Origin of the sequence: Halobacterium sp. R2-5, from assembly GCF_011734195.1 — an archaeon.
Classification (GTDB): domain Archaea; phylum Halobacteriota; class Halobacteria; order Halobacteriales; family Halobacteriaceae; genus Halobacterium.
Map to the genome: position 1 here is coordinate 517,677 of NZ_JAANTH010000001.1, position 20,373 is coordinate 538,049.

The following is a 20,373-nucleotide window of genomic DNA, read 5'->3' on the forward strand; positions in this document are numbered from 1 at the left end:
ATGGATTGTTATGCGTCGGGTAGCGCCCGCGTCTCCCGGGTTACGAGTCACGGACGACCTCCCGGTAGACGTCGTAGAGGCGCTCGTTGGTGCGTTCGATGCTGACCTCGCGGACGACCTCGCGGCCGTTCGAGCGCTCGTCGGCGGCGAGCGCGTCGGCGAGCGCGTCCACGAGTTCGGCGTCCGTCGAGCACGCCCGCGAGTGCGTGACGCCGTCCAGCCGCGTGGCGACGTCGCCGACGTCCGTTGCGACGACGGGGAGGTCGCACGCGAGCGCTTCCTTCACGGCGTTCGGCGACCCCTCGCGCCGCGACGTCAACAGCAGCGCGTCGGCGGCGTTCATGTACGTCGGCATCTCGTCGTGCGGGACGCCCGTGACGGCGTGCAGCGCGAGTTCGCCGTCGAGGCGGTCGCGGGCGGCGTCGGCGACGCGCTCGGCCCGCGGGTAGTCCTTGACGCCGCGCTCGGGCGGATACGGGAACAGCACGTGGTAGGCGTCGTCGCGCCACCCGAGCTCCTCGCGGGCGTCGGACTGGGGCGCGGGCTGGAACTTCTCGAGGTCGACGCCGTGCGGGATGACGCGGCAGTCGCCGCCGAGCACGTCGGCCATCACCGGCGACATCACGACCGTCTCGTCGGCGAACCGCGAGCAGAGCTTGCTCACCCAGCCGTACTTCCCCATGAGGTCGGTGCCCCACAGCGACACCACCACGGGGAGGTTCGGCTGGAGGACCGCGTGCGGGGCCGTCAGCCCGTAGTTCGCGTGGATCAGGTCGTAGTCGCCGAACGACTCTTCGAGGACGCGGGGGTAGAGCCGGGCGTAGTCGAGCGGGGACCGCGTCGACGTGTCGCCGTCGTCGTACTCCTTGCGGCCGGGCACCGTCAGCGTCGTCTGCTCGACGCCGCGCTCGCGGAGGTGCGCGACCTGCTGCTGGAAGAACCGCGACTCGCGGGTGGGAACGAGGTTGAGCACGCGCACGCTGGCCACCTACTGGGTCACCAGCCGGTAGGCTCTCTTCGCGGCGCTCATCCCGGCGCCGCCGGACTCGACGGTGTAGTAGGGGGCGAGGTCGGCGCCGAACTTGCTCTTGTACTCGCAGAGGCGCTCCGTGTTCGCGCCCATCAGGTCGTAGGTGTCGACGGACTCGCGGGGCTCGCCGGCCGCGATGTCCTGGACGATGTGCCAGTGCAGCAGGCTGTTGATGCTGGTGCCCTCGTAGGTGGTGCGCGCGCCGCCGAGCCAGTAGTACGCCGCGTCGTTGCTGTACAGCACGATGACGCCGGAGAGGTAGCGCCCGTTCGGCTCGCGGGCGATGTACGTCCGGCAGCGGTCCTCGGCTGCGAGCTCCCGGGTGAGGTCGCTGACGTACGGCCAGTCGGGCGTGAACCCCCGGTCCTGTTCGGCGTACCGCTCGCGGGTGTGCTCGAACACCGAGCGCACGCCGTCCTCTTCGGCGACCTCCACGGTGACGTCGAGGTCCGTGCCGTCCCGTATCTCGCGACGCAGGCTCTTGCTGAACGACTTCAGCAGCTCGTCGGTGTCGCCGTCGACGTCGAGGTGGTACGTGAACGACGTGTCGAGGTCGAGGTTCGACCAGACGTACGGCCGCGGGTCGGGGTACGACGTGGGGCAGACCGAGCGGAACAGCGTCATCGACGCGTCCACGTCGACTTCCTCGAGGACGTGCTCGGCGAACCGGCCGTTGACCTGCTCGCGCTTGCGGCGCTTCGGGCTCGCGGGCATCACGAGCGGGCCGAGTCGCGGGATGGCGAACCCCGGCGGCGGCGAGAGGACGGCGCGGCCGACCGCGCGGTTCTGGACGAACACCGGGAACAGGCCGACCGGCCGGTCGCCCTTGAACCCGCCGTACAGTGCTAGCTCGCCGGAAGCGTGGTCTTCGAGCACGGACAGCGCTTCCGCGGTGTGGAACACTTCGAAGCCGGAAGACGGGAGCGCGTCGTCCCACTCGTCGAGTGAGAGTTGCTGAATCTCCATTGCTTCCGTGGGGTGCCCACGTCCCAATTGTTATCTCCCGCCTACCGGCCCCCCGGTGGGTCGAAACGCCCAGTCCCATAAACAACGTGTCACGAATCGCGGGGGTAATCGACTACCAGCTACACCGAGTTCGAGCGAGCGCCGCGGCTGGCCGAGCGCGGTCCCAGCGGGGAGAAACGAGCGCTTACGCGGAGAGGGCGGCGGGGCCGAGCTACTCGACCGGGGACCCGAACTCGTCGACGTCGAACCCGCCGTCAGCGGGGTGCTCGACGTCGTCGGGCTGTTGTGCCTCCACGGCGCGTTCGGTGCTCGCTGATCGCCCGGTGGGCGGGTCGGCGAGGTCCGCGACCTCGTAGAACTCCGCGGGCGGGCCGACCCACGCACCCATGTCGAGCGCGCGCTCGACGAGCCGCCGGTAGACCCGGGACTGCCCGGGGAACTCGTTCTCGTTGAAGTGCCGCGGGTGCCAGAGTACGGTCATCACGGCGTCGTTGTCGCGGGCCTCCCGCAGGACGTTCTCGCAGGCCGCCCACGCCGCCTCGAAGCGCTCGCCGGGGTCGGGAATCGACTGCTCCATGATGGTCAGCGGGAAGACGACGAACTCGTCGTCGAACGGGCGCTTGACCCCGTAGCCGTGCTGGAAGCCGTAGCGGTCGCTGGAGCCGAGGCTCGTGTCGTAGCGCAGCCCCATGTCGCGGTAGTGCTGCCACGTCTCCGGCACCGAGAGGTTGAGGTAGTGCTGGCGGCCGCCGACGACGCTCTCGCCGAGGACGTCCTCGACCACGCGCTTCTCCGCGCGCAGCCGGTCGGCGTCGCGCGGCGTCTCGTAGGAGCCGTGCAGGCCGACCTCCCAGTCGCCGGCCGCGAGGTCGTCGACGACGCGCTGGATGTCGCGGTCGTCCAGCGAGTACCGGCCGGCGTACAGCTGCCACCCCTCCATCGACACCCACTCGCGGAGCGGGCGGTCGAGGAGGCGCTGCTCGGAGAGGAAGTAGAACGCCGACCGCACGCCGAGGTCCGCCTCCAGCTCCATGATGCGCTCGAACTGCCAGTAGGGGTTGACGCCCGGCCGCAGCGTCGAGAGGTGGTACCACCGGTCCTCGGGCTTCGTGAGCGCGTAGTACAGCGACTGGTAGGTCTTGTACGGGCGGTCGACGTCGTGCGTGAGCAGGAGCGCGAACTCGTGGCCGTCGGGAATCGGGCGCTCGTCGCCGGCGAGCCCGGGGAAGTCCCCCGCGCCCGGCTCGTTCCCGCTCACGACGCCGCCACCTCCTCGGTGAGCTCGACGACGAACGACGTGAGGTCGATGTTGTCCGCGAGCAGGTCGCGGCGCCGGCGCCGCCACCGCCGCCCGGCGTCCGGGTCCGCGGCGAGGCCGAGCGCCGTCTCGACGGCCTCCCGTTCGCTCTGTGTCGACTGCACGAGCCCGTACTCCGCCAGCGACGCGAAGTTTCCCATCTCCGTGTCGAGGGGGTTGTACCGGACCGACGGCGTGCCGAGCACGCCCGCCTCGGTCGCGACGGTCGCTGAGTCGCCGACGTAGACGTCCGCGAACGCGAGCAGGTCGTGCATCGCCTCGGCCGGCACCGGCATCGCGTGCGCGGCGAGATCCCCGGGGAGGTCGGCCTCGCTGGAGACGTACACCTCGCCGTGGTCGTCGAGCCCCTCCACGAGCGCCGCGAGCGCACCCTGCGAGAAGCCGTCGCTGCCCGCGTCGTGGTGGCCGTCCATCGCGACGAGGCGGACGACCGAGTACGGCTCCGCGGGGTCGACGCCCGCCGCACGTAGCCGGTCGGCGTCGGGCGTGAACCGCGCCGGGTGGAGGTACGCGAGCTCGTGGAACCCCTGGTAGCGGACGTGCTCGGTCGGCAGGTCGCGGTCGAACGCCGCGGGCGTCGCCACCACCTCGGCGAACGGCGCGGTGACGCGGTCGAGCAGCCCCGCGACCTCGTTGTCGTGGAAGACGACGTTCGGCACGCCGAACAGCGACGCGACGTGCGCGGACGCCGGGTTCAGCCGGCTGAGCACGACGTCCGGCCGGAACCCGGCGGCGAGCCGCGCGAGCCGCGCGCCCCGCGTCGACCACTCGCGGACCACGCCGGTCGCGCCCGAGCGCTTCCGCGAGAGCACGGTGTGCTCGATGCCGAACGCGTCGAGCAGGTCCGTTGTCACGTCCTTCTCCCGGGACGCGACGCGGACCTCGTGGCCGCGCTCGCGGAACGCCTCCACGGCGTGCCGGAAGAGGTGGACGTGAGCCGGGTGCGTGACGTCGACGAGTACGCGCATCACTCCAGGTAACCGAGGTCCGCGAGGCGCTGTTCGACCTCCTCCTCGTCGTTGCCGCGGTCGGTGTCGCGGGCGCCCGACAGCGGTCGCCGCGTCTCGACGGCCCGGTTCGCGGGCTCCGAGTCGGGCGCGAAGACGTCCAGTACCTCGCCGTCCACGTCGTCGGGGACCGCCGACCCCATCGAGTGCAGCAGCGTCGGCGCGAGGTCGAGGATGGACGCCTCCTCGGTGAGGCCGTCCGAGCGGAAGCTCGGCCCGGAGAACAGGAAGATGCCCTCGGGCATGTTCCCGCCCGCCCAGACGCCGGAGTCCGCGACCGGGTCCTCCGGGCCGACGGCGTCGCTGACGTGGACGTTCGTCCCCTGGTCGAGCAGGAGGTCGGGCGCGTTGTCGGCGTACGGCCCGTGGTAGTACTCCTCGCCGCGGTACACCGCTTTCACGAGCGACTGGCCCGTCTGGGGGTGTTCGACGGCTTCCAGTTCGCGGATGAGGTCGTCGCGAATCGACTCGTAGTCCGGGTGGTCCCGCGGGACGTTCAGGTAGATGGGGCCCTGGTTGCTCGCGACCGCGGTGGTCTCCTCCCAGTCGAGGATGGAGAGCACGCGGTCGCGCTTGACCCCCTCGTCCCACGGGAGCATGCGCTGAATCTGCTCGGGGACGACGCTGCCGAGCGTCTCCGCCATCCCCAGCGTCTTCGCGACGGCGAGCGCGCGCTCCTTCGTGACGCCGAGCTGGCGGAGCGTCGAGTCGACGCCGCCCTCCGTCGCGAGGTAGCCGTTCTGCTCCAGCCACGCGTTCACGTAGAAGACGGTGTCGACGGGCCACGTGCCGTGGTCGCTCATCACGAGGATGTCGTGGCCCTCGTCGACCAGTCGGCCGAGGTTCTCGTCGATGCGCTCCCACGTCCGCCGGACGGGCTCGCCGTCGTAGAAGTAGTGCTGGAGCGCCATGCTGTAGAACACCGTCAGGTGGAGGAAGTCCGGGTCCTCGCGCTCCAGCAGGCGCTCGGCCGCCTCGAAGCGGACGTCCACGAGGTCCAGCACCGCCTCGATTTCCTCCTCGCCCTTCTGGGTCGGGGAGATCATCGGGCTCGGGTGGACCTGGTAGTCGACCTCCTCGCGGAGGAACGCCTCGACGTCCGGCGGCGTCGCGAACCCCGTCTCCAGCGACCGGTACGTGGTCTCGGAGGCGTCCGGGCCGCCCGCGACCACGAACCCGTCGATGTCCTTCGGCGGGTACGTCGAGGGCTTGTTGATGACGCCCGCGCGCTTCCCGTCGTCGTTGAGGTAGTCCCACAGCTCCGCGCTCTTGAAGTCCGTCGCGTCGTGGAAGACGTGGTCGCGGTTCGCCGTGTCGATGCGGTCGAACCGGAAGACGTCGAGCTTCCCGGGGTTCTTCCCGGTCGCGTAGCACTTCCAATTCGGGACGGTCAGCGGCGGCAGACAGCTCTCCGAGACGCCGCCGACGCCGTCGTCGATGAGCTTCTGGAGGTTCGGGAGCCGTCCCTCCTCGAGCCAGTCGTCTAGCAAGTCCCAGTTCGCGCCGTCGAGTCCGATAGTGATGGTCGTCATGTGTTGGCAGCTCCGTAGTCGATGAGGTTCATCCCGCGTTTCACGAGGTTGACTGCGTGGTCCTTCGAGCGAGCCGACACCAGCTCCGGCAGCGAGTCCGCCCAGCGGCTCGGGTGAGCGAGCACGCACGCGCGGTCGAGCTCGCCGGTCCGGAACAGGGTCGCGAGGTCGGTCGTCGTCGCGGCGGCGACGGCCTTCCGGCTGTCGCCGACCGTCTCGTCTTTGATCTTGAGGTCGCCGTCGAGCCACGTCCGGCCCGTGTCCGAGAAGTACGTCACGTCCGCGAAGTCCATCGAGAGGTACGCTTCCCCGAGGAGGTCGTACGCCTCGAAGCTCGGGGCGCCCGGCTCGGTCCACATGTCGCGGTTGTCGTGGGGCGACAGCGGGTTGCCGTGCATACAGATTGTGTCGACGCTGCACGCCCGGCGGAACACGTCGAGGTTGTTCGCGAACCGCCGGTGGGCGCCCGCTACGTCGCCGCTCGCGCGCACGTAGTCCTCGTAGTGGTAGCCGACCTCGTGGCCGAGGTCCTCGATTCGCTGGACGCGCTCGCGGGTGAACGTGCTCGTGCGGTAGTAGTACGTCGCCGCGACGCCGCGGTCGGCCTCCAGTTCGGCCATGCGCTCGGCGTTGCCGGGCTTCCGGTCGACGTCGTGGCGCAGGACGACGAACCGCTCGGGGAGGTCGTCGCTCGCGAGGTACTCGCGGACCGTCAGCGGCTCCACGTCCGCGTCGTCGACGGCGTCCAGCAGGTCCGCGTACGCGGCCATCGTGAACTCGCCTGTCACGCCCACCCCCTCCCGACAGTGTACACCCGGTGGTCGCTGCCGTCGAGGTCCAGCACGTCGTGGCCGTCCACGACGACCAGCGGGTCGAAATCGTCCCACGCCACGGCGTCGAACTCCTCGTGGGCGGTCGCGAGCACGACCGCGTCGAGGTCGAGGGCCGCGAGCTCGTCGACGTCGACGTGCTCGGCGGGGACGCCCTCGGCGTCCACGAGCGGGTCGGCGGCGTACACCGTCGCGCCGCGCTCGTCGAGGTGCTCGCAGACGTCGATGCCGGGGCTGGCGCGCGTCTCCGCGACGCCCGCGCGGTAGGTCAGCCCGAGCACACCGACGCTGGCGTCCGCGACCGCGCCGCCGTCCGTGGCGTACGCGCTCGACGCCGCCTCGTCGTCCCGTGCCGCGAGTCCCTCGCCGACGCGGTCGGCGACGAACCCCGGCATCGCGTCGTTGACTTCGCGGGCCTTCGCGACCAGCGGCGCGTCCGTCTCCAGCCAGTTCAACACGAAGTACGGGTAGTACGGGATGCAGTGTCCGCCGACGCCCGGCCCCGGCCGGTGGATGTCGCAGTACGGCTGGGTGTTCGCGGCGTCGATGGCGTCCCGCACCTCGATGCCGAGCTCGTCGGTGAGCCGCGCGAGCTCGTTCGCGAGCGCGATGTTCGCGTCCCGGTACAGCCCCTCGAACACCTTCACGGCCTCCGCCGTCGTGGTGTCCGCGACCGGGATGACGTCGTTGTCCACGAGCTCCGCGTAGACGAGCTCGGCGACCCGCGTGCTCTCGTCGTCGATGCCGCCGACGACCTTCGGGTGGGTGCCGCGGACGTCCTGTAACGCCTGTCCGCTGGACGTCCGCTCCGGGCAGAACGCCACCCCGAACGCGTCCCGCGGCACGCCGCTCTCTTCGGCGACGAGCGGCGCGAGCACGTCCTCGCAGGTGCGCGGCGGCACCGTCGACTCGACGACCACGAGGTCGCCGGGCGTCAGGCCGTCCGCGATGTCGGTCGCGACGGACTCCACGACCGAGAGGTCGGGGTCGTTGTGCTCGTCGACGAGTGTCGGCACGATGACGACGTGCACGCTCGCCTCGGCCGCCGCGGCCGCGCCGTCCGTCGTCGCGGTGAGCGCGCCCCGCTCGGAGAGCGACGCGACGAGCTCGGGGAGGTCGGGTTCGCCCGTGATGTGGCACTCGCCGGCGTTCACGGCGTCGACCACGGACTGGTCGACGTCCACGCCGGTGACGTTGCCCGTGTTCTCCGCGTACACGGACGCCAGCGGCAGCCCCATCTTCCCGAGGCCGTACACCGCGACCGGCACCTCGCCGGTGCGGAACCACTCGCGCTGGGTCGCGGGCGCCGCCGTGGCGCCGTACAGCGACCGGCTCACGGCCGCACCTCCTGGGGCTCGCGGTCGGCGATCTGCGCGGCGACGCGGGTCGCCACCTCCACGGCGCGGACGCCGTCCTCCGCGGTGACGACCGGCTCGGTGCCGTTCCGGACCGCCTCCGCGAACGCCGCGAGCTCGCGCTTCAGCGGCTCGCCGTTCTCAACGAGCGGCCGCTCGACGACGCTCTCGACGCGGTGCCGGAGGTCGCCGTCCGCGGAGACGTACTCCGGCGTCGACCCGCGGTGTATCTCCACGGACTGGTCGAGGTAGTCGACGTTCACCCGGCAGTCCGCGGCGGTGATGGCGAGCTGGCGGACCTTCTGCTGGGTGACGCGGCTCGCGGTCAGCGACGCCGTCACGCCGCCGTCGAACGAGCACGTCGCGGTCGCGTAGTTGCCGTCGGTGCTGCCGGTCGCCGCCAGCGACGCGGGCTCGCTGTCCAGCAGCGAGCAGACGACGTCGATGTCGTGGATCATCAGGTCGAAGACGACGCTCGTGTCGATGTCCCGCTCCAGCGGCGGGCCGAGCCGGTCGGCGGTCACCGCGATGACGTCCAGTTCCGGGACGATGGCTTCGAGCGCCCGGACCGCCGGGTTGAACCGCTCGATGTGGCCGACCTGGAGCGTGACGCCCGCGGCGCGGGCGGCGGCCGCGAGCTCGCGGCCGCGGTCGGGGTCGGCGACGAACGGCTTCTCGCAGAGCACGTGCACGCCGGCGTCGATCGCGTTCTGGACGGTGTCGGCGTGGAACCGCGTCGGCACCGCGACCGAGACGGCGTCCGCGCGCTCCAGGAGGTCCGACGTGACGTACGGCGTCGTGTCGAACTCCGTGGCGACGCGGTCCGCGGCCGCCGCGTCGGCGTCCGCGACGCCCACCAGCTCGGTCTCCCCGAGTTCGCTGTAGACGCGGGCGTGGTTGCGGCCCATGCTCCCGACGCCGACGACGCCCGTCTGCAGTGGCTCCTCGCTCACGAGTCCACCACCTCCGCGGGCTGCGCGGTCGTGGCCTCCTCGAAGGACGCGACAGCATCCGCGATCGCGTCGAGGTCCTTCGGCGAGAGGTTCGGGTGGACGGGCAGCGACAGCACGCGCTCCGCCGCGCGCTCCGCGACCGGGAGGTCGGCTTCGACGTCCGCGTAGGCCTCCTGCTCGTGGATGGGGACCGGGTAGTAGATGCCCGTGTCCACGCCGCGCTCGGCGAGGTGGTCCCGGAGCGCGTCCCGGTCGTCGCTCGTGACCGTGAACTGGTGGTACACCGAGCGCACGTGGTCGGGCTCGTGGACGACCTCGACGCTCGTGTCCGCGAGCCGCTCCGCGAGGTAGGCGGCGTTCTCGCGGCGCGCCCTGTTGTACTCCGGGAGCTTCGCGAGCTGCGCGCGCCCGATGGCCGCACAGAGGCTCGTCATCCGGAAGTTGTGTCCCACGCGTTCGTGCTCGTAGCCGCTCGTGCGGCCGTGGTCGCAGAACTGCCGGACGCGCTCGGCGACGCCGTCGTGCTCGGTGGTGACCATGCCGCCCTCGCCGGACATCATGTTCTTCGTCGGGTAGAACGAGAAGCACGCGACGTCCCCGAGCGTGCCGACGCGCTCGCCGCGGTACTCGGCGCCGTGGGCCTGCGCGGCGTCCTCCACGAGCGCGAGCGCGTGGTCGGCGGCGATGTCCTGGAGCCGGCGCATCTCCGCGGGCGTGCCGTAGAGGTGGACCGCGAGGATGGCGGCGACGTCCTCGCGGCGCGCGACGACGTCCGCGACGCTGTCGGGGTCGAGCGTGAGCGTGTCCGGCTTGACGTCCGCGAACACGGGCTCGGCGCCCGCGTGCCGGATGGCGTTCGCGCTCGCGACGAACGAGAACGGCGTCGTCACGACGGTGTCGCCCTCGCCGATGCCGAGCGCCTCGAAGGCGGCGTGCAGCGCCGTGGTGCCGTTGGTCGTCGCGACCGCGTGGTCGGCGCCGCAGAACGACGCGAACTCGTTCTCGAACTCGCGGACGACCGGACCGTCGGCGAGCTGGCCGTCGTCGAGGACGTCGAGGACGCCCTCGCGCTCGGCGTCGCCGATCTCCGGGTCGGCGATGGGAATCATTGGTGGTTCCCCCCGGTCAGCGGCTCCGGGAGCTCCTCGTGGCGCGCCGGCGTGCCGACCGCGAGCGTCTCCGGCGGGACGTCGTCGACGACGACGCTGTTCGCGGCGACGAACGACCCCTCGCCGACGGTCACCCCCGGTAGCACGGTGGCGTTCGCGCCGATGGAGACGTCGTCCTCGATGGTCGGCCCTTCGAGCTCGGCGGCCGTCCGGAGCGGGTACTGGTCGTTCGTGAGGACGGCGTGCGGGCCGAAGAACACGCGGTCGCCCACAGTCGTCTCCTGTGGGATGTAGACGCCCGTCTGGAGCCGGACGTCGTCGCCGATGGTGCACTCGCCGTCTATCACGGAGTGCGTCCCGACGAGCACGTTGTCGCCGAGGGTGGTGTTCTCGCGGACGACGGCGTCGTGGCCGGTCGCGAACCCGTCGCCGATTTCGACGTCGGCGTACACCACGGTGCCGCTGCGGATGGTCGGGCTCTCGCCGATCGTCGGCGCGGCGCCGTCGCGCTCGCCGAGCGTGGCGTCCGGGTGCACGTCGGCGTCCGGCCCGAACGCGGCGTCAGTCATCGCGACCCTCCGCGCCCGCTGTGCGCGACGCAGACGCCCGCTGTCGGGGGCCGAGCGTCGGTTCGACAGGGCGAGTCGAATGTAGGATGGTCTCTAACATGAGTCGGTACCGCCGGTGGCGGTTATCGGGCTTAACCCGCGAGCGACCCATTGTTATAGACGAGCTTTCGGGTGTTAGCGGCACCCTGCGGGGTTCACTCGGGCTTCTCGGCGACGGGGAACAGCGCCGGCCCGAGGTACGCCGAGGCGCGGCCGCTCCGGCCGAGGAACGCCAACACCTCGAACTCCGCGGCGCGGAGCTGCCGGCAGACCGAGACGGGGTCGGTGTAGTACAGCGAGGGGTCGCCGCGCTCGCCGACCGGGAGCTTGTACGGCGACCCGAGGCGGCCGCGGCGCGCGTTCGTCGCCCAGAACCGCCCCAGGCTGGTGAGGTGGTCCCGGGTCGGCGGGTACGGCACGAGCTTCCGGACGAGGTTGTGCGTGCTGAACGCGAACCGGCCGCCGGGCGCGAGCACCCGGTGGATCTCCGCCAGCGCAGCCGCGCGCCGGCTCGCCGGCCGGAGCTCGTCGAGGCCGTTGTACGAGAACAGCACGTAGTCGAAGGACTCGTCGGGGAACGGGAGCCGCGAGGCGTCCGCGGTGACGTAGCCGCCGTCGGGGTCGGCGTGGCGGGCCGCTAGAACCATCGCTCGGTTGACGTCCACGCCCGTCACGTCGAACCCGCGGTCGGCGAGCGCCGTCGTGGTTCTGCCCGCCCCGCAGCCGACGTCGAGGACGCGGCTCCCGGGCGCGAAGTACGCCTCGACGGCGCGGCGCTCCCGCTCGGAGAGGCCACGGTCGCGGTTCGCGACGTACCTGGAGACCACGGCCGGCTGCTCGTAGAACGCCGCGCTGTCCTCGGACACGACTGCCCGTTAGCGGCAGTGTCACTTGGTTAGAAACCGCGTCCGCGGGGGTACGGCGGGCTTACGGGCCACCGGCGCGACAGGAATCGTGGGTCCGGGCGCTCACTCGGTCGTGGAGTTCTCGCAGCTGGCCGAGCCGGGGTCGCGGCTGAGCGTGACGTTGCTGCGCTGGATGGAGGAGTTCTGCAGCGAGAGCGGGTCCCCGGTGACGGCCACGGACGCGTCGACCAGTTCGCCGGCGACGTTCTGCGTGCTCAGGCCGTCGCGGTTCTCGCCGGGCTGGTGGACGCAGACGTTCCGGAACTCGCACTGGTCGCGGTTCGCCGCGACGATGGCCGCGCCGCCCGACGCCGACCCCGTGATGGTGATGTCCTCGCAGCGGAACGGCCCGCGCTGCGTGCCGTCCTCGTCGCGACTCGGGCTCTTCACGCGCACCGCGTTCACGTCGTCCGCGTCGACGCGGAGCTGGCAGTTCCGCACGGTCGCGGACTCCAGCTCCGACGCGAACGTGATCGCGCCGTCGCTGCTGGAGACTTCCAGCATCTCCACGACGCAGTTCTCGACGAGCAGCTCCTCGCCCGCGCGCAGCCGGATGCCGCGCATGTTCTCGAGGCCGAGGTCGCCGTCGTCGCAGACCACGTGGGCGCCGCGGACGACGCTCGACTCGCTGGTCTGGATGCGGATGCTGGAGATGCCGTTGTTCTTGTAGAGGCCGCCTTCGACAGTTATCGACCCTTCCGGCGGGTCGGCGTAGAGCCCGTTGTCCGCGAACCCCTCGATGTGGCAGTCCACGAACGAGACGTCGCCGTGGTTCTGCGCGCCGACCTCGGCGCCGGTCACGCCGGAGTCCGCCATCGAGCCGTCCGGCAGCGAGAGCCGCTCGACGAGCCCGGTGCCGTCGGGGTCGGTGACGTCTAGCCTGACGACGTCGTTGTCGACGTCTACCTCGCCCGCGACGGCCACGTCACGGATGACGACGCTGTCCTGTGCGCGAGCGAGTATCGGCCGGCCGCCGGTCTGGTTGGCGGTGAAGTCGAAGGTCACGCCCTGAATCGAGACCTCGCGGGCGGGCTCCGGGTAGCCGAACGCGAGCAGCACGGTGTCGTAGCCGTCGCGGGGGACGATGGTCGCGTCGTTGCCGAACACGCCGAGGCGGTCCGCGCCGAGCCCGATGGTGTCGTCGACGCGGTACCGGCCGGGCGGCAGGTAGAGCAGCCGTCCGTCCGTCGCCTCCTCGACGAGCAGGTCGTCGATGGGCTCGCTGCCGGTGGTGTCGGCTCCGGCGTCGGCGAGGTTCCGGACTTCGTCGAGGCCGAGCTCGTCGGCGACCCGGGCGGGCGAGGTCTCCGGTGGGCGGGGTTGTGGTGCCGAGCGTGTCTCGGGCGAGTCCGGCGTCTCGTCGGTGTTGCGGCCGCCACAGCCGGCGAGAGCGGCAGCGCCGACGACGCCGAGACTGCGGAGGAACTGGCGTCGGTGCTTCACTACGCGGTGAAACGGCGGATGAACGCTTTGTTATGGGCTTCGAACGGCAGTAAGCCGAGCCTGTTCGGCGGCGGAGCACGTAAGCCGGTCGAGCGCGTACGCCGGCGCAATGAGTAGGGGGCAACCAGACAGTTCCGACGCCGCAGTAGGGGCGGAATTATCGGCTACTCCCGTCGACGGCGACGACCCGAGGCTGTCCGGCGACCGCGTCCGCGTGGTCGACACAGGCGACGGTTACCCGGTCGTGCTCGTCGGCGTCGTCCACGACCACCCGGCGAGCGTCCACCGCGCCCGCGCCGTCACCGAGGCCGTCGACCCGCCGACGCTCGCGGTGGAGCTCCCCGACGCGCTCGTCGGCCTGTTCGCGTCGTACGCCGAAACTACCGACGCCGCGGGCGGCGAGATGACGGCGGCCATCGACGCGGCGCCGGACGCGGACGTCGTCGGCATCGACGCGCCCGACCTCGGGTCGACTCGGGAGCTGGTCGCGGAGGTGCGCGACGCTCGTCCGTCGCTGGACGCGACGGCCCGGATCGCGCGGGCGTTCGGTCGACTCGTCTCGCGGACGACTCGCGGCTGGCTTCACGCGGCGGGCGTGCCCGCGTCCTGGCTCGGGGACGTCCCCGGGGAGGCCCAGCGGTTCGACTGCTCGCTCAGTGACCCGCCGGCCGAGCAGGCCGCCCACGAGACCGCCCACGTCCGCCGGAGCACGTCGCTGCTGCGGACGTTCGAGGTGCCGGCGGCGACGCGCGTGGTGGACGCCGCTCGGGAGCGGTACATGGCGCGCCGGCTCGCGGCGCTCCGAGAAGAGTCACTCGTCGTCGCGGTGGTCGGGTTCAGCCACCTCGAAGAAATCGCGGCCGGTGTGGCGGCCGACTGAAGGCGCTAGTTCTGCAGTCGGATCTCGTCCTCGGAGGTCGCGTCGATCTCCGACTCATCGAGCACGTACGTGTCGGAGTCGTCGTCCATGCCGAGCCGCTGGCGGACGCTGTCCGTGAGTCCGGGTTCGGGTGTCACGTGCGCCTCCTCGCCCTGTACGTCCCTGACCTCGCCGATCGTGTCGCCGTCCTGTGTCACTACGCGCTTGCCCTCGTCGCTTGAGTCTAACATGCCTGCCATAATGTCTCGGCGGCGTCGCGGCCACCGGCTCGGGGTACAAATCCCGCTCGCATTGTAACACAGGCGCTACGCGCTCGCCGGGGCGACGCTACTCGCGGCGGGGGTGAGCTTACTCGGTGACGTTACTCCCCTCTAGGCGGCGCGAAACGCCCGTAAGGAGGTAAATAACCAAACTCGTGACGCGCACGTGATTGGGTACGATGCCACGGTGTCGCAACTGCGAAAGCCACGTGACCGAACAGTTCGCCCGCGTCTTTGGCGACAACGAAGACCACGTCCACAGCTGTATCGACTGTACGGCGAACACGGACCTCTACGACGGCGCGGGGTCGAACGGGGACGGCGCCACGGAGGTCGCCGCGACGGCCTGGGAGCAGTAACCGCGCTCTCGTCTCCGACTGCTCCGTGCGTAGTGCACCGATAGCGACTGCTTCGGAGTCCTCGACGCCGGCTGCGGGTGTTCGCTCGGCGGGGCGGCCGGCCGGTTGTCGCCCGCCCGAACCCGAGGTTTTCAGCTGACACTTCTTCGCCGAACGTCCCAGCTCGCCGACGAATCGGACGGACTGTCACGAACCAACATTCGGCCGGTACGTTGCCGGTTTCTGTGGTGAACGTGACGCCAATCGCTGCCACCGCATAGCTGTCTGGTAACAACCCGGTATGAATATTAGTCTACCTGGTACGTTCGGTGAACGAGTCCGGTTCTCGGCTGGTCGTGGATTCGACTGAACCTCTCTATTACGGGCGCTACGCGCGTGATTCGCTGCCTATTTATTGCAGAATCTGCAAGCTACGAGCGAGCGAATCACTACACATGAATTCTGATACGAACTATGCGGCCGCCGCGTCGGGGACGGACTCGCTCCCGGACATCCAGCGCACGAGCTGGCGAGCACACGACGACATCGGCGCCGCCGTCGCCGAGGCGGTCTCGGCGGTAACCGGACGAACTCCCACCGACCTCGAACCGCTGCAGTACACCGTCGACGTCGACGCGCTCCACGCGCTCTGCTCGACGGCCGAAACCGACCACCTCGAACTCACATTCTCCTACGAGGGCGTCGAGGTTCGCGTCACGAGCCACGGCGACGTCGAAGTCACCACGTAGCTACGTCAGCCGGTCGTAGAGTTTCGCCGCTACGCTCCCCGTTTTCGTCCCGGCCTGTAGCCGGTAGTACGGCACCAGGTCCGGCGCGAACTTCGCCTTGTACTGCGCGATGCGGGGGTTGTTCGCGCCCGCGAGGTCCCGGGCCTCCACGCCCCGGTCTATCGCCTCGCGGGCGAACTCCCAGTCCAGCAGGTCGTTGACGGGGATGTCGGCGTCCGTCTTCGCGCTCCCGAGCCAGTTGAACGACCGGCCGTCGTACTCCGCGTTCAGCACGCCGCCCGCGAACTCGCCGTCGATGCGGCAGACGTGCGCCCGCATCGCGCCGTCGGGCAGCGCCTCGTAGAGTTCGGTCACGAACTCGGCCGTGATCGGGAACGACTCGTCCTGTGCCTGGTGGCGCGCTCGCACCTGCTCGACGATGTGCTCGATGCCGGCCGCGCCCGCCTCGCGTATCTCGTAGTCGACGTCGTAGCCGTTCGTGACGTTCTTGCGCGCGTCGCTGCTGAACGCCGACAGCAGTTCGTCCTCGCCGCGCGTGTAGTCCACGACGTACGTGTACCGCGGCGTCGCGTCGAAGTCCCGCCAGACGAACGGCCGGACGTCGTCGTAGCCCGGCGCGGTCCGTACCTGCATGAACTGCGGGTCGCGGTGCTCGTTCAGCCAGTCGAGGCACGCGTCCACGAACCGCCGGTGGCGCTTGTCGCGGCGCCGCCGCTTCAGCGTCTGGCGGTTCAGCAGCGTCGGCCCGAGGTAGTGCATCTTGAGCTCCGGCGGCGGCGAGAACGCGGCCGTCATCGGCCCCTTCTCGACGGTGAACACGGGGAAGAGCCCCACCGGCTCCTGGCCCTTGTAGCCGACGAGGCGGTGGACCTCCGCGTTCGCGTAGTCCGCGAGCACGTCCAGGGCTTCCGCGCGGTGGAACGCCGTCGGCTGTTCCGTGTCCGCGAGCAGGTCGTTCCAGCGGTCGCTGTCGTCGAGGGGGCGGGCGTCGATGCTCATTGTTGGTCGTCGATGTAGCCGAGGTTCGCGAGGCGCTGCTCGACGGCCGTGTCGTCGGTGTGTGAGACGGGGTCGGCGTCGAACGGCGGGTACGACGCCGGCTCGACGGGCGCGACCGCGGGGAGCTGCTCGCCGTCCATGCGGTCGCTCGGCGGCACGCCCAGCGACGCGAGCACGGTCGGCGCGACGTCGAAGAGGTGGGCGTCCCCGAGGTCCGCGTCCGTGTCGACGCCGTCGCCCGCGAGCGCGAGCAGGCCCGTGCGCTTGTGGTTCCACGGCTCGGAGGGCTCGTCGAACACGTCGCCGCGCATCGACGCCGAGAGGTAGTGCTCGAAGTCCTCGGGTACCACGACCACGTCGACCGCGTCGTCGACGTACGGTCCCTGGAAGTAGTCCTCGGCGGGGGCGACCTCCTCGAAGACCGGCTCGCCGTCGGGAGTCTCCGCGCTCCGCAGCGCGGAGACGACGTCCGAGCGAATCGACGGGTACTCCGACGGTGACACCGTCCCCTCGGGGTCCCGGCCGGCCTTGTTGATGCGCACGCCGAGCTCCGTCCGCGAGCGCATGTACGCCGTCGACGCGGGGAAGTCCACGCGCTCGGTGCCCGCGCGCACCGTGTCCGTGGAGACGCGCTCCAGGACGAACTCGTCGAGGCCGAGCCGCCGGAGCACCGCGCCGACGCGGTGGCTCGTGATACCGACTTTCGCCGCCGCCGCGACCGCGCGCTCCGCGAGCGACGTGTCGTCCTCGCCGTCGCGGTCGACGGTCGTCCACGACGGCATCCCGCCGTCGCCGCGCTCCGTCTGGAGGAACCCCCGTTCGCGGAGGTACTCGTTCACGCGGAACTCGCGGCCCTCGTAGGGGCCGATGCCGTGGTCGCTCGCCACGATCACGGTGTCCGGGTCGCAGGCCTCGATGGTCGCCGCGAGCTCGTCGTCGACGGTTTCGAAGACCGCGCGCACCGCCTCGTCGTCCTCCGGGCGCTCGTGGAAGACGGTGTCCGTCTGCTGGAACTGCAGGAACCCGAACTCGGGGTCGTAGTCGTCGACGAGGTGCCGGAACGCCTCCCCGCGCATCCGGGTGAGTCGACGGTACCACTCGATCTGCTCGTCGCCGTCGACGCCGTCGGGCGCGTACACGCGGTAGTCGCCGAGCTCGGCTTCTACCTCGTCGGTGACGCCCTCGGGGTGGCCGGTCGGTTCCTCTGGCGCGATGTAGCCGGGAATCAGCGCGCCGTCGAACGGCTTCGGTGGCCCGGTGACGGGGACGTTCACCACCACGCTGGACAGTCCGCGGCGGTCGAGCAGCTCCCAGATGGCGTGCTCGCGGACGTGGCTGCGGTTCACCACGCCCCAGTCGTAGCCGTCGAACGCGAGGAAGTCGAACGCGCCGTGTTTCCCCGGGTTAGTGCCGGTGTACAGCGACGGCCACGCGCTCGGCGTCCAGGGCGGAATCTGGGACTCGAGGTCGGCGACGGTGCCGCGGTCGAACAGCGCGGACAGCGCGGGGAGGGCGTCGTCTTCGAGCAGGCCGAGGGTCCGGTGGCAGACGCCGTCCAGCCCGACGAGAAGCGTTTGCAGTCCGCTCGATGCTTGGTCAGTCACGACTCGTGTGTCCGCGCTCGCGGCCATTGTTATAGAGTTGATTCGCCGCAGTGGCTCACCCTAGACGAGCCGCCGAACCCGTTAGGACCGCGTTTACGCTGGCCTTACCGTGTCGTTACTCCGGTTAGGAGCGGACACACAGCTAGTAGGGTTAGATATACAACCACTAGGATGGTCCTGACTGGCGAGCGCGTGCCCGGCGATACTGGTATGTACCGCCTACCCGTCTCGTATGCAAGTGGTCGACAAGGAGTATCCAGTCTGTCGCCAAACGACGCCATCCCGGACCAATCGTGAATCGTGTGGAGCGTTACTGGTCAGAATCTACTTTTAGGTAACTTCGCTCTACCACAGTATGGCGAAACGCCACACCGAGCGTAACGACGCACAAGACGACCCTAACACAGACAACGCGGCGAACGACGAGGCTACTGACGGGGAGCACTCCGTTAACCGCCGCACCTTCGTGAAGGCTCTCGGCGCCGCCACCGCAGTCGGCGGTACGGCCAACCTAGTGGGCAACGCGAGAGCGGTCTCGGACCTCAGTTCCGCGACCTCCCCCGACGGCGAAGTCACGCTCGACCCCGGCGAGTACGCCTGGGGTGGCGGTCTCGACATCGGCTCCGGCGACGCCCTCATCGGCGGCGGCGAGAAGGGCGACGTCGTACTGAACCTCGAATCCGGCACGATGGACGGCAGCATCGAGGGCAGCCTCGAGAACATCGTGGTCCGCGGCTCGAACCCCGAGGCGAAGTCCGGCATCAATCTCTATCCCGGCGCGACCGTCGACGGCTTCGTCTGGCCGGAGGGCGGTCAACAGAGCGAGGACCGCGCGCTCTACACCCCGGACGGCGGTAACGACCGCTTAACGCTCCGGAACTCCGCGTGGGGCCGCATGGTGAACAACGGCGCGTACCTCGACAAGCCCCCGGTCACCATCGAGAACTGCGCGGCGGTCAACAACAACATCGCGAACATCCGCGTCGGCCACCGCGACGGCACCGACGAGAGCGAGACGACGTACATCCGCAACAGTCTCGTCGCCGTCACGGGCGACATCTCGTCCGACTCCACGAACTCCCCACACGCCCGTGGCATCCGCCTTCGCCACCCGGCGCACCTCGTCATCGAGAACTGCTGGATCGTCTTCTTCGACGTCGACGGCACCGCAGACCTCATCGAACTCCACGACGGCGCCGCGGGTTCGACCGTCGAAATCCGGAACTGCGCGTTCTACAACGACTCCGACGGCGACCTCGTCCGCGACAAGTCCGGCGGCCAGATGGACGTCACCATCGAGGACTGCGTCGTCGCCGGCTCCGGTAGCCGCAACATCGAGCCCGACTACTCGGGCAACGGCGTCGTCGAGGACGACAGCGTCGACTACCCGCTTCCGTCGGAGGTCACCGGCTACGCGGCCGCCGACGAGATCGAGGGTTTCGACCCAAACGTGAACCCGTGGGACGGTAGTACAGCAACCACCACCAACGAGGACACGCTCGTCCTCCACTCCAGCCCGGACAACACCACGGCCGCGAACGTCTCGTTCACGGTCGCCGGTTCGCTCGCGTTCGCGGGCGAGGCGGAACCGGACACGGACACCATCGTCGACAACGGCGACGGCACGATGACGGCCACGAGCGTCGACCTCAGCCCGGACGAGCTCGACTCCTACCGCTACACGGGCGACGTCGTCGACTACGACGTCCCCGAGGACTTCGGCCTCGACGTCTCCGTGAACGGCACGACCACGACGTTCCGCGAGCTCCTCACCCTGAGCGAGGACAACGCCGACGTGCTCGAAGTCGTCGCCCGCCAGTCCGGCGGCCTCAACTACGAGTTCGTCGTCGACGGCACCGCCGAACTCCACGAGACGTCCGACACGGTCAGCGCCGGCAACGGCGACTCCGTCACGGACAACGGCGACGGCACGGTCACCGTCACCGGCTTCACCGGCAACGACGGCTACGGCGACGCCTACCTCGTCGACGGCCAGATCCAGTCGTTCAGCTGGGACGTCCAGGACTACGACTTCGACGTCATCCTGAACGGCGAGGTCGTCGACCCCGCCAGCTTCGAGGAGACCACGGACGACGCCACCACGAAGGATTCCACGACTGACGACTCCACCACGGACGACAGCACGACCACTGACAGCACGACCGACGACTCCACCACGGAGGACTCGACGACCGACGACAGCACGGACTCGGGCACCGAGACGCCCCACGTGCTGACCGTCGACGGCGAGGCCAACGACGTGACCGCGTACACGTTCACCGTCTCCGGCGACGTCGTCCGCGACCCCGAACTCAGCGAGGAGGGCGCCAACGACACGAACTGGGCCATCCTCGAGGACTTCGCGCGCGACGGCAAGGTCATCGGTCTCGTCGGCAGCGGCGTCGACGCGTACCGCTTCGGTGGCGAGATCACCGAGATCACCGTGGACGGCGACGCCGCCGTTAGCATCGACCGGAACGCCTGATG

At 70.1% G+C, this 20,373-nt stretch carries 19 protein-coding genes; 4 read left to right on the forward strand and 15 right to left on the reverse strand.

What is annotated here, in order from left to right; translation table 11 throughout:
- Nucleotides 1-40: 40 nt before the first annotated feature.
- From G9C83_RS02810 to G9C83_RS02865, 12 genes are all read right to left on the reverse strand, one after another.
- Nucleotides 41-979 (reverse strand): glycosyltransferase, encoded by a 939-nt coding sequence (locus tag G9C83_RS02810; protein WP_347877785.1) that lies wholly within the window; start codon nt 977-979, stop codon nt 41-43.
- A 9-nt stretch (nt 980-988) separates the two neighbouring features.
- Nucleotides 989-1,996 carry a GNAT family N-acetyltransferase gene (locus tag G9C83_RS02815; RefSeq protein WP_167244591.1) on the reverse strand — a complete coding sequence of 336 codons (1,008 nt, stop codon included), beginning with the start codon at nt 1,994-1,996 and terminating at the stop codon, nt 989-991.
- Between the two features lie 211 nt (nt 1,997-2,207).
- Nucleotides 2,208-3,194 carry a polysaccharide deacetylase family protein gene (locus G9C83_RS02820; RefSeq protein ID WP_347877786.1) on the reverse strand — a complete coding sequence of 329 codons (987 nt, stop codon included), beginning with the start codon at nt 3,192-3,194 and terminating at the stop codon, nt 2,208-2,210.
- A gap of 56 nt (nt 3,195-3,250) precedes the next feature.
- On the reverse strand, nt 3,251-4,282 hold the full coding sequence (locus tag G9C83_RS02825) for a DUF354 domain-containing protein (RefSeq protein WP_167244592.1): 1,032 nt from the start codon (nt 4,280-4,282) through the stop codon (nt 3,251-3,253).
- Nucleotides 4,282-5,853: an alkaline phosphatase family protein gene (locus G9C83_RS02830; RefSeq protein WP_167244593.1), complete on the reverse strand. Its 1,572-nt coding sequence runs from the start codon at nt 5,851-5,853 to the stop codon at nt 4,282-4,284. Before G9C83_RS02830 ends, G9C83_RS02825 begins: the two co-directional genes overlap by 1 nt.
- Nucleotides 5,850-6,641 carry a hypothetical protein gene (locus G9C83_RS02835; RefSeq protein WP_167244594.1) on the reverse strand — a complete coding sequence of 264 codons (792 nt, stop codon included), beginning with the start codon at nt 6,639-6,641 and terminating at the stop codon, nt 5,850-5,852. The genes G9C83_RS02830 and G9C83_RS02835 overlap by 4 nt, the downstream gene beginning before the upstream one ends.
- Nucleotides 6,638-8,020, reverse strand: coding sequence for a nucleotide sugar dehydrogenase (locus G9C83_RS02840; protein WP_167244595.1), 1,383 nt, complete (start codon nt 8,018-8,020; stop codon nt 6,638-6,640). The genes G9C83_RS02835 and G9C83_RS02840 overlap by 4 nt, the downstream gene beginning before the upstream one ends.
- Nucleotides 8,017-8,991, reverse strand: coding sequence for a Gfo/Idh/MocA family oxidoreductase (locus tag G9C83_RS02845; protein WP_167244596.1), 975 nt, complete (start codon nt 8,989-8,991; stop codon nt 8,017-8,019). Before G9C83_RS02845 ends, G9C83_RS02840 begins: the two co-directional genes overlap by 4 nt.
- Nucleotides 8,988-10,100 (reverse strand): DegT/DnrJ/EryC1/StrS family aminotransferase, encoded by a 1,113-nt coding sequence (locus G9C83_RS02850; RefSeq protein ID WP_167244597.1) that lies wholly within the window; start codon nt 10,098-10,100, stop codon nt 8,988-8,990. The genes G9C83_RS02845 and G9C83_RS02850 overlap by 4 nt, the downstream gene beginning before the upstream one ends.
- Nucleotides 10,097-10,669 carry an acyltransferase gene (locus tag G9C83_RS02855; protein WP_167244598.1) on the reverse strand — a complete coding sequence of 191 codons (573 nt, stop codon included), beginning with the start codon at nt 10,667-10,669 and terminating at the stop codon, nt 10,097-10,099. Before G9C83_RS02855 ends, G9C83_RS02850 begins: the two co-directional genes overlap by 4 nt.
- Before the next feature lie 194 nt (nt 10,670-10,863).
- Nucleotides 10,864-11,574 (reverse strand): class I SAM-dependent methyltransferase, encoded by a 711-nt coding sequence (locus G9C83_RS02860; RefSeq protein ID WP_167244599.1) that lies wholly within the window; start codon nt 11,572-11,574, stop codon nt 10,864-10,866.
- 102 nt (nt 11,575-11,676) lie between these two features.
- The gene (locus G9C83_RS02865; protein WP_167244600.1) at nt 11,677-13,056 is read right to left on the reverse strand and encodes a hypothetical protein; all 1,380 of its coding nucleotides are present in this window, start codon (nt 13,054-13,056) and stop codon (nt 11,677-11,679) included.
- Nucleotides 13,057-13,270: 214 nt separating this feature from the next.
- Between G9C83_RS02865 and G9C83_RS02870 the strand changes: the two genes are divergently transcribed.
- Nucleotides 13,271-13,936 carry a hypothetical protein gene (locus G9C83_RS02870; RefSeq protein WP_167244601.1) on the forward strand — a complete coding sequence of 222 codons (666 nt, stop codon included), beginning with the start codon at nt 13,271-13,273 and terminating at the stop codon, nt 13,934-13,936.
- 5 nt (nt 13,937-13,941) lie between these two features.
- Here G9C83_RS02870 and G9C83_RS02875 read toward each other — a convergent pair whose 3' ends face one another.
- Complete coding sequence (locus G9C83_RS02875; RefSeq protein ID WP_243837903.1) at nt 13,942-14,166, reverse strand: hypothetical protein; 225 nt, start codon at nt 14,164-14,166, stop codon at nt 13,942-13,944.
- 209 nt (nt 14,167-14,375) lie between these two features.
- Here G9C83_RS02875 and G9C83_RS02880 point away from each other — a divergent pair, with 209 nt between their 5' ends.
- Both G9C83_RS02880 and G9C83_RS02885 read left to right on the forward strand, forming a co-directional pair.
- Nucleotides 14,376-14,555: a hypothetical protein gene (locus tag G9C83_RS02880; protein ID WP_208288409.1), complete on the forward strand. Its 180-nt coding sequence runs from the start codon at nt 14,376-14,378 to the stop codon at nt 14,553-14,555.
- 434 nt (nt 14,556-14,989) lie between these two features.
- Nucleotides 14,990-15,283 carry a HalOD1 output domain-containing protein gene (locus G9C83_RS02885; protein ID WP_167244603.1) on the forward strand — a complete coding sequence of 98 codons (294 nt, stop codon included), beginning with the start codon at nt 14,990-14,992 and terminating at the stop codon, nt 15,281-15,283.
- Here the strand turns inward: G9C83_RS02885 and G9C83_RS02890 are convergent, their stop codons facing one another.
- Together G9C83_RS02890 and G9C83_RS02895 are read right to left on the reverse strand one after the other, a co-directional pair.
- Nucleotides 15,284-16,282, reverse strand: a complete 999-nt coding sequence (locus G9C83_RS02890) for a GNAT family N-acetyltransferase (protein WP_167244604.1) — start codon at nt 16,280-16,282, stop codon at nt 15,284-15,286.
- A complete protein-coding gene (locus tag G9C83_RS02895) occupies nt 16,279-17,913 on the reverse strand; it encodes an alkaline phosphatase family protein (RefSeq protein ID WP_167244605.1) in 1,635 nt (544 codons plus the stop codon). The genes G9C83_RS02890 and G9C83_RS02895 overlap by 4 nt, the downstream gene beginning before the upstream one ends.
- A gap of 328 nt (nt 17,914-18,241) precedes the next feature.
- Here G9C83_RS02895 and G9C83_RS02900 point away from each other — a divergent pair, with 328 nt between their 5' ends.
- Complete coding sequence (locus G9C83_RS02900) at nt 18,242-20,371, forward strand: twin-arginine translocation signal domain-containing protein (RefSeq protein ID WP_167244606.1); 2,130 nt, start codon at nt 18,242-18,244, stop codon at nt 20,369-20,371.
- Nucleotides 20,372-20,373 lie beyond the last annotated feature (2 nt).

Coding starts and splice junctions, on each gene's coding strand:
- G9C83_RS02815 (WP_167244591.1), bottom strand. CDS start 1,996: ATGGAGATTCAGCAACTCTCACTCGACGAGTGGGACGACGCGCTCCCG.
- G9C83_RS02825 (WP_167244592.1), bottom strand. CDS start 4,282: ATGCGCGTACTCGTCGACGTCACGCACCCGGCTCACGTCCACCTCTTC.
- G9C83_RS02830 (WP_167244593.1), bottom strand. CDS start 5,853: ATGACGACCATCACTATCGGACTCGACGGCGCGAACTGGGACTTGCTA.
- G9C83_RS02850 (WP_167244597.1), bottom strand. CDS start 10,100: ATGATTCCCATCGCCGACCCGGAGATCGGCGACGCCGAGCGCGAGGGC.
- G9C83_RS02855 (WP_167244598.1), bottom strand. CDS start 10,669: ATGACTGACGCCGCGTTCGGGCCGGACGCCGACGTGCACCCGGACGCC.
- G9C83_RS02875 (WP_243837903.1), bottom strand. CDS start 14,166: ATGTTAGACTCAAGCGACGAGGGCAAGCGCGTAGTGACACAGGACGGC.
- G9C83_RS02880 (WP_208288409.1), top strand. CDS start 14,376: ATGCCACGGTGTCGCAACTGCGAAAGCCACGTGACCGAACAGTTCGCC.
- G9C83_RS02885 (WP_167244603.1), top strand. CDS start 14,990: ATGAATTCTGATACGAACTATGCGGCCGCCGCGTCGGGGACGGACTCG.
- G9C83_RS02890 (WP_167244604.1), bottom strand. CDS start 16,282: ATGAGCATCGACGCCCGCCCCCTCGACGACAGCGACCGCTGGAACGAC.
- G9C83_RS02895 (WP_167244605.1), bottom strand. CDS start 17,913: ATGGCCGCGAGCGCGGACACACGAGTCGTGACTGACCAAGCATCGAGC.
- G9C83_RS02900 (WP_167244606.1), top strand. CDS start 18,242: ATGGCGAAACGCCACACCGAGCGTAACGACGCACAAGACGACCCTAAC.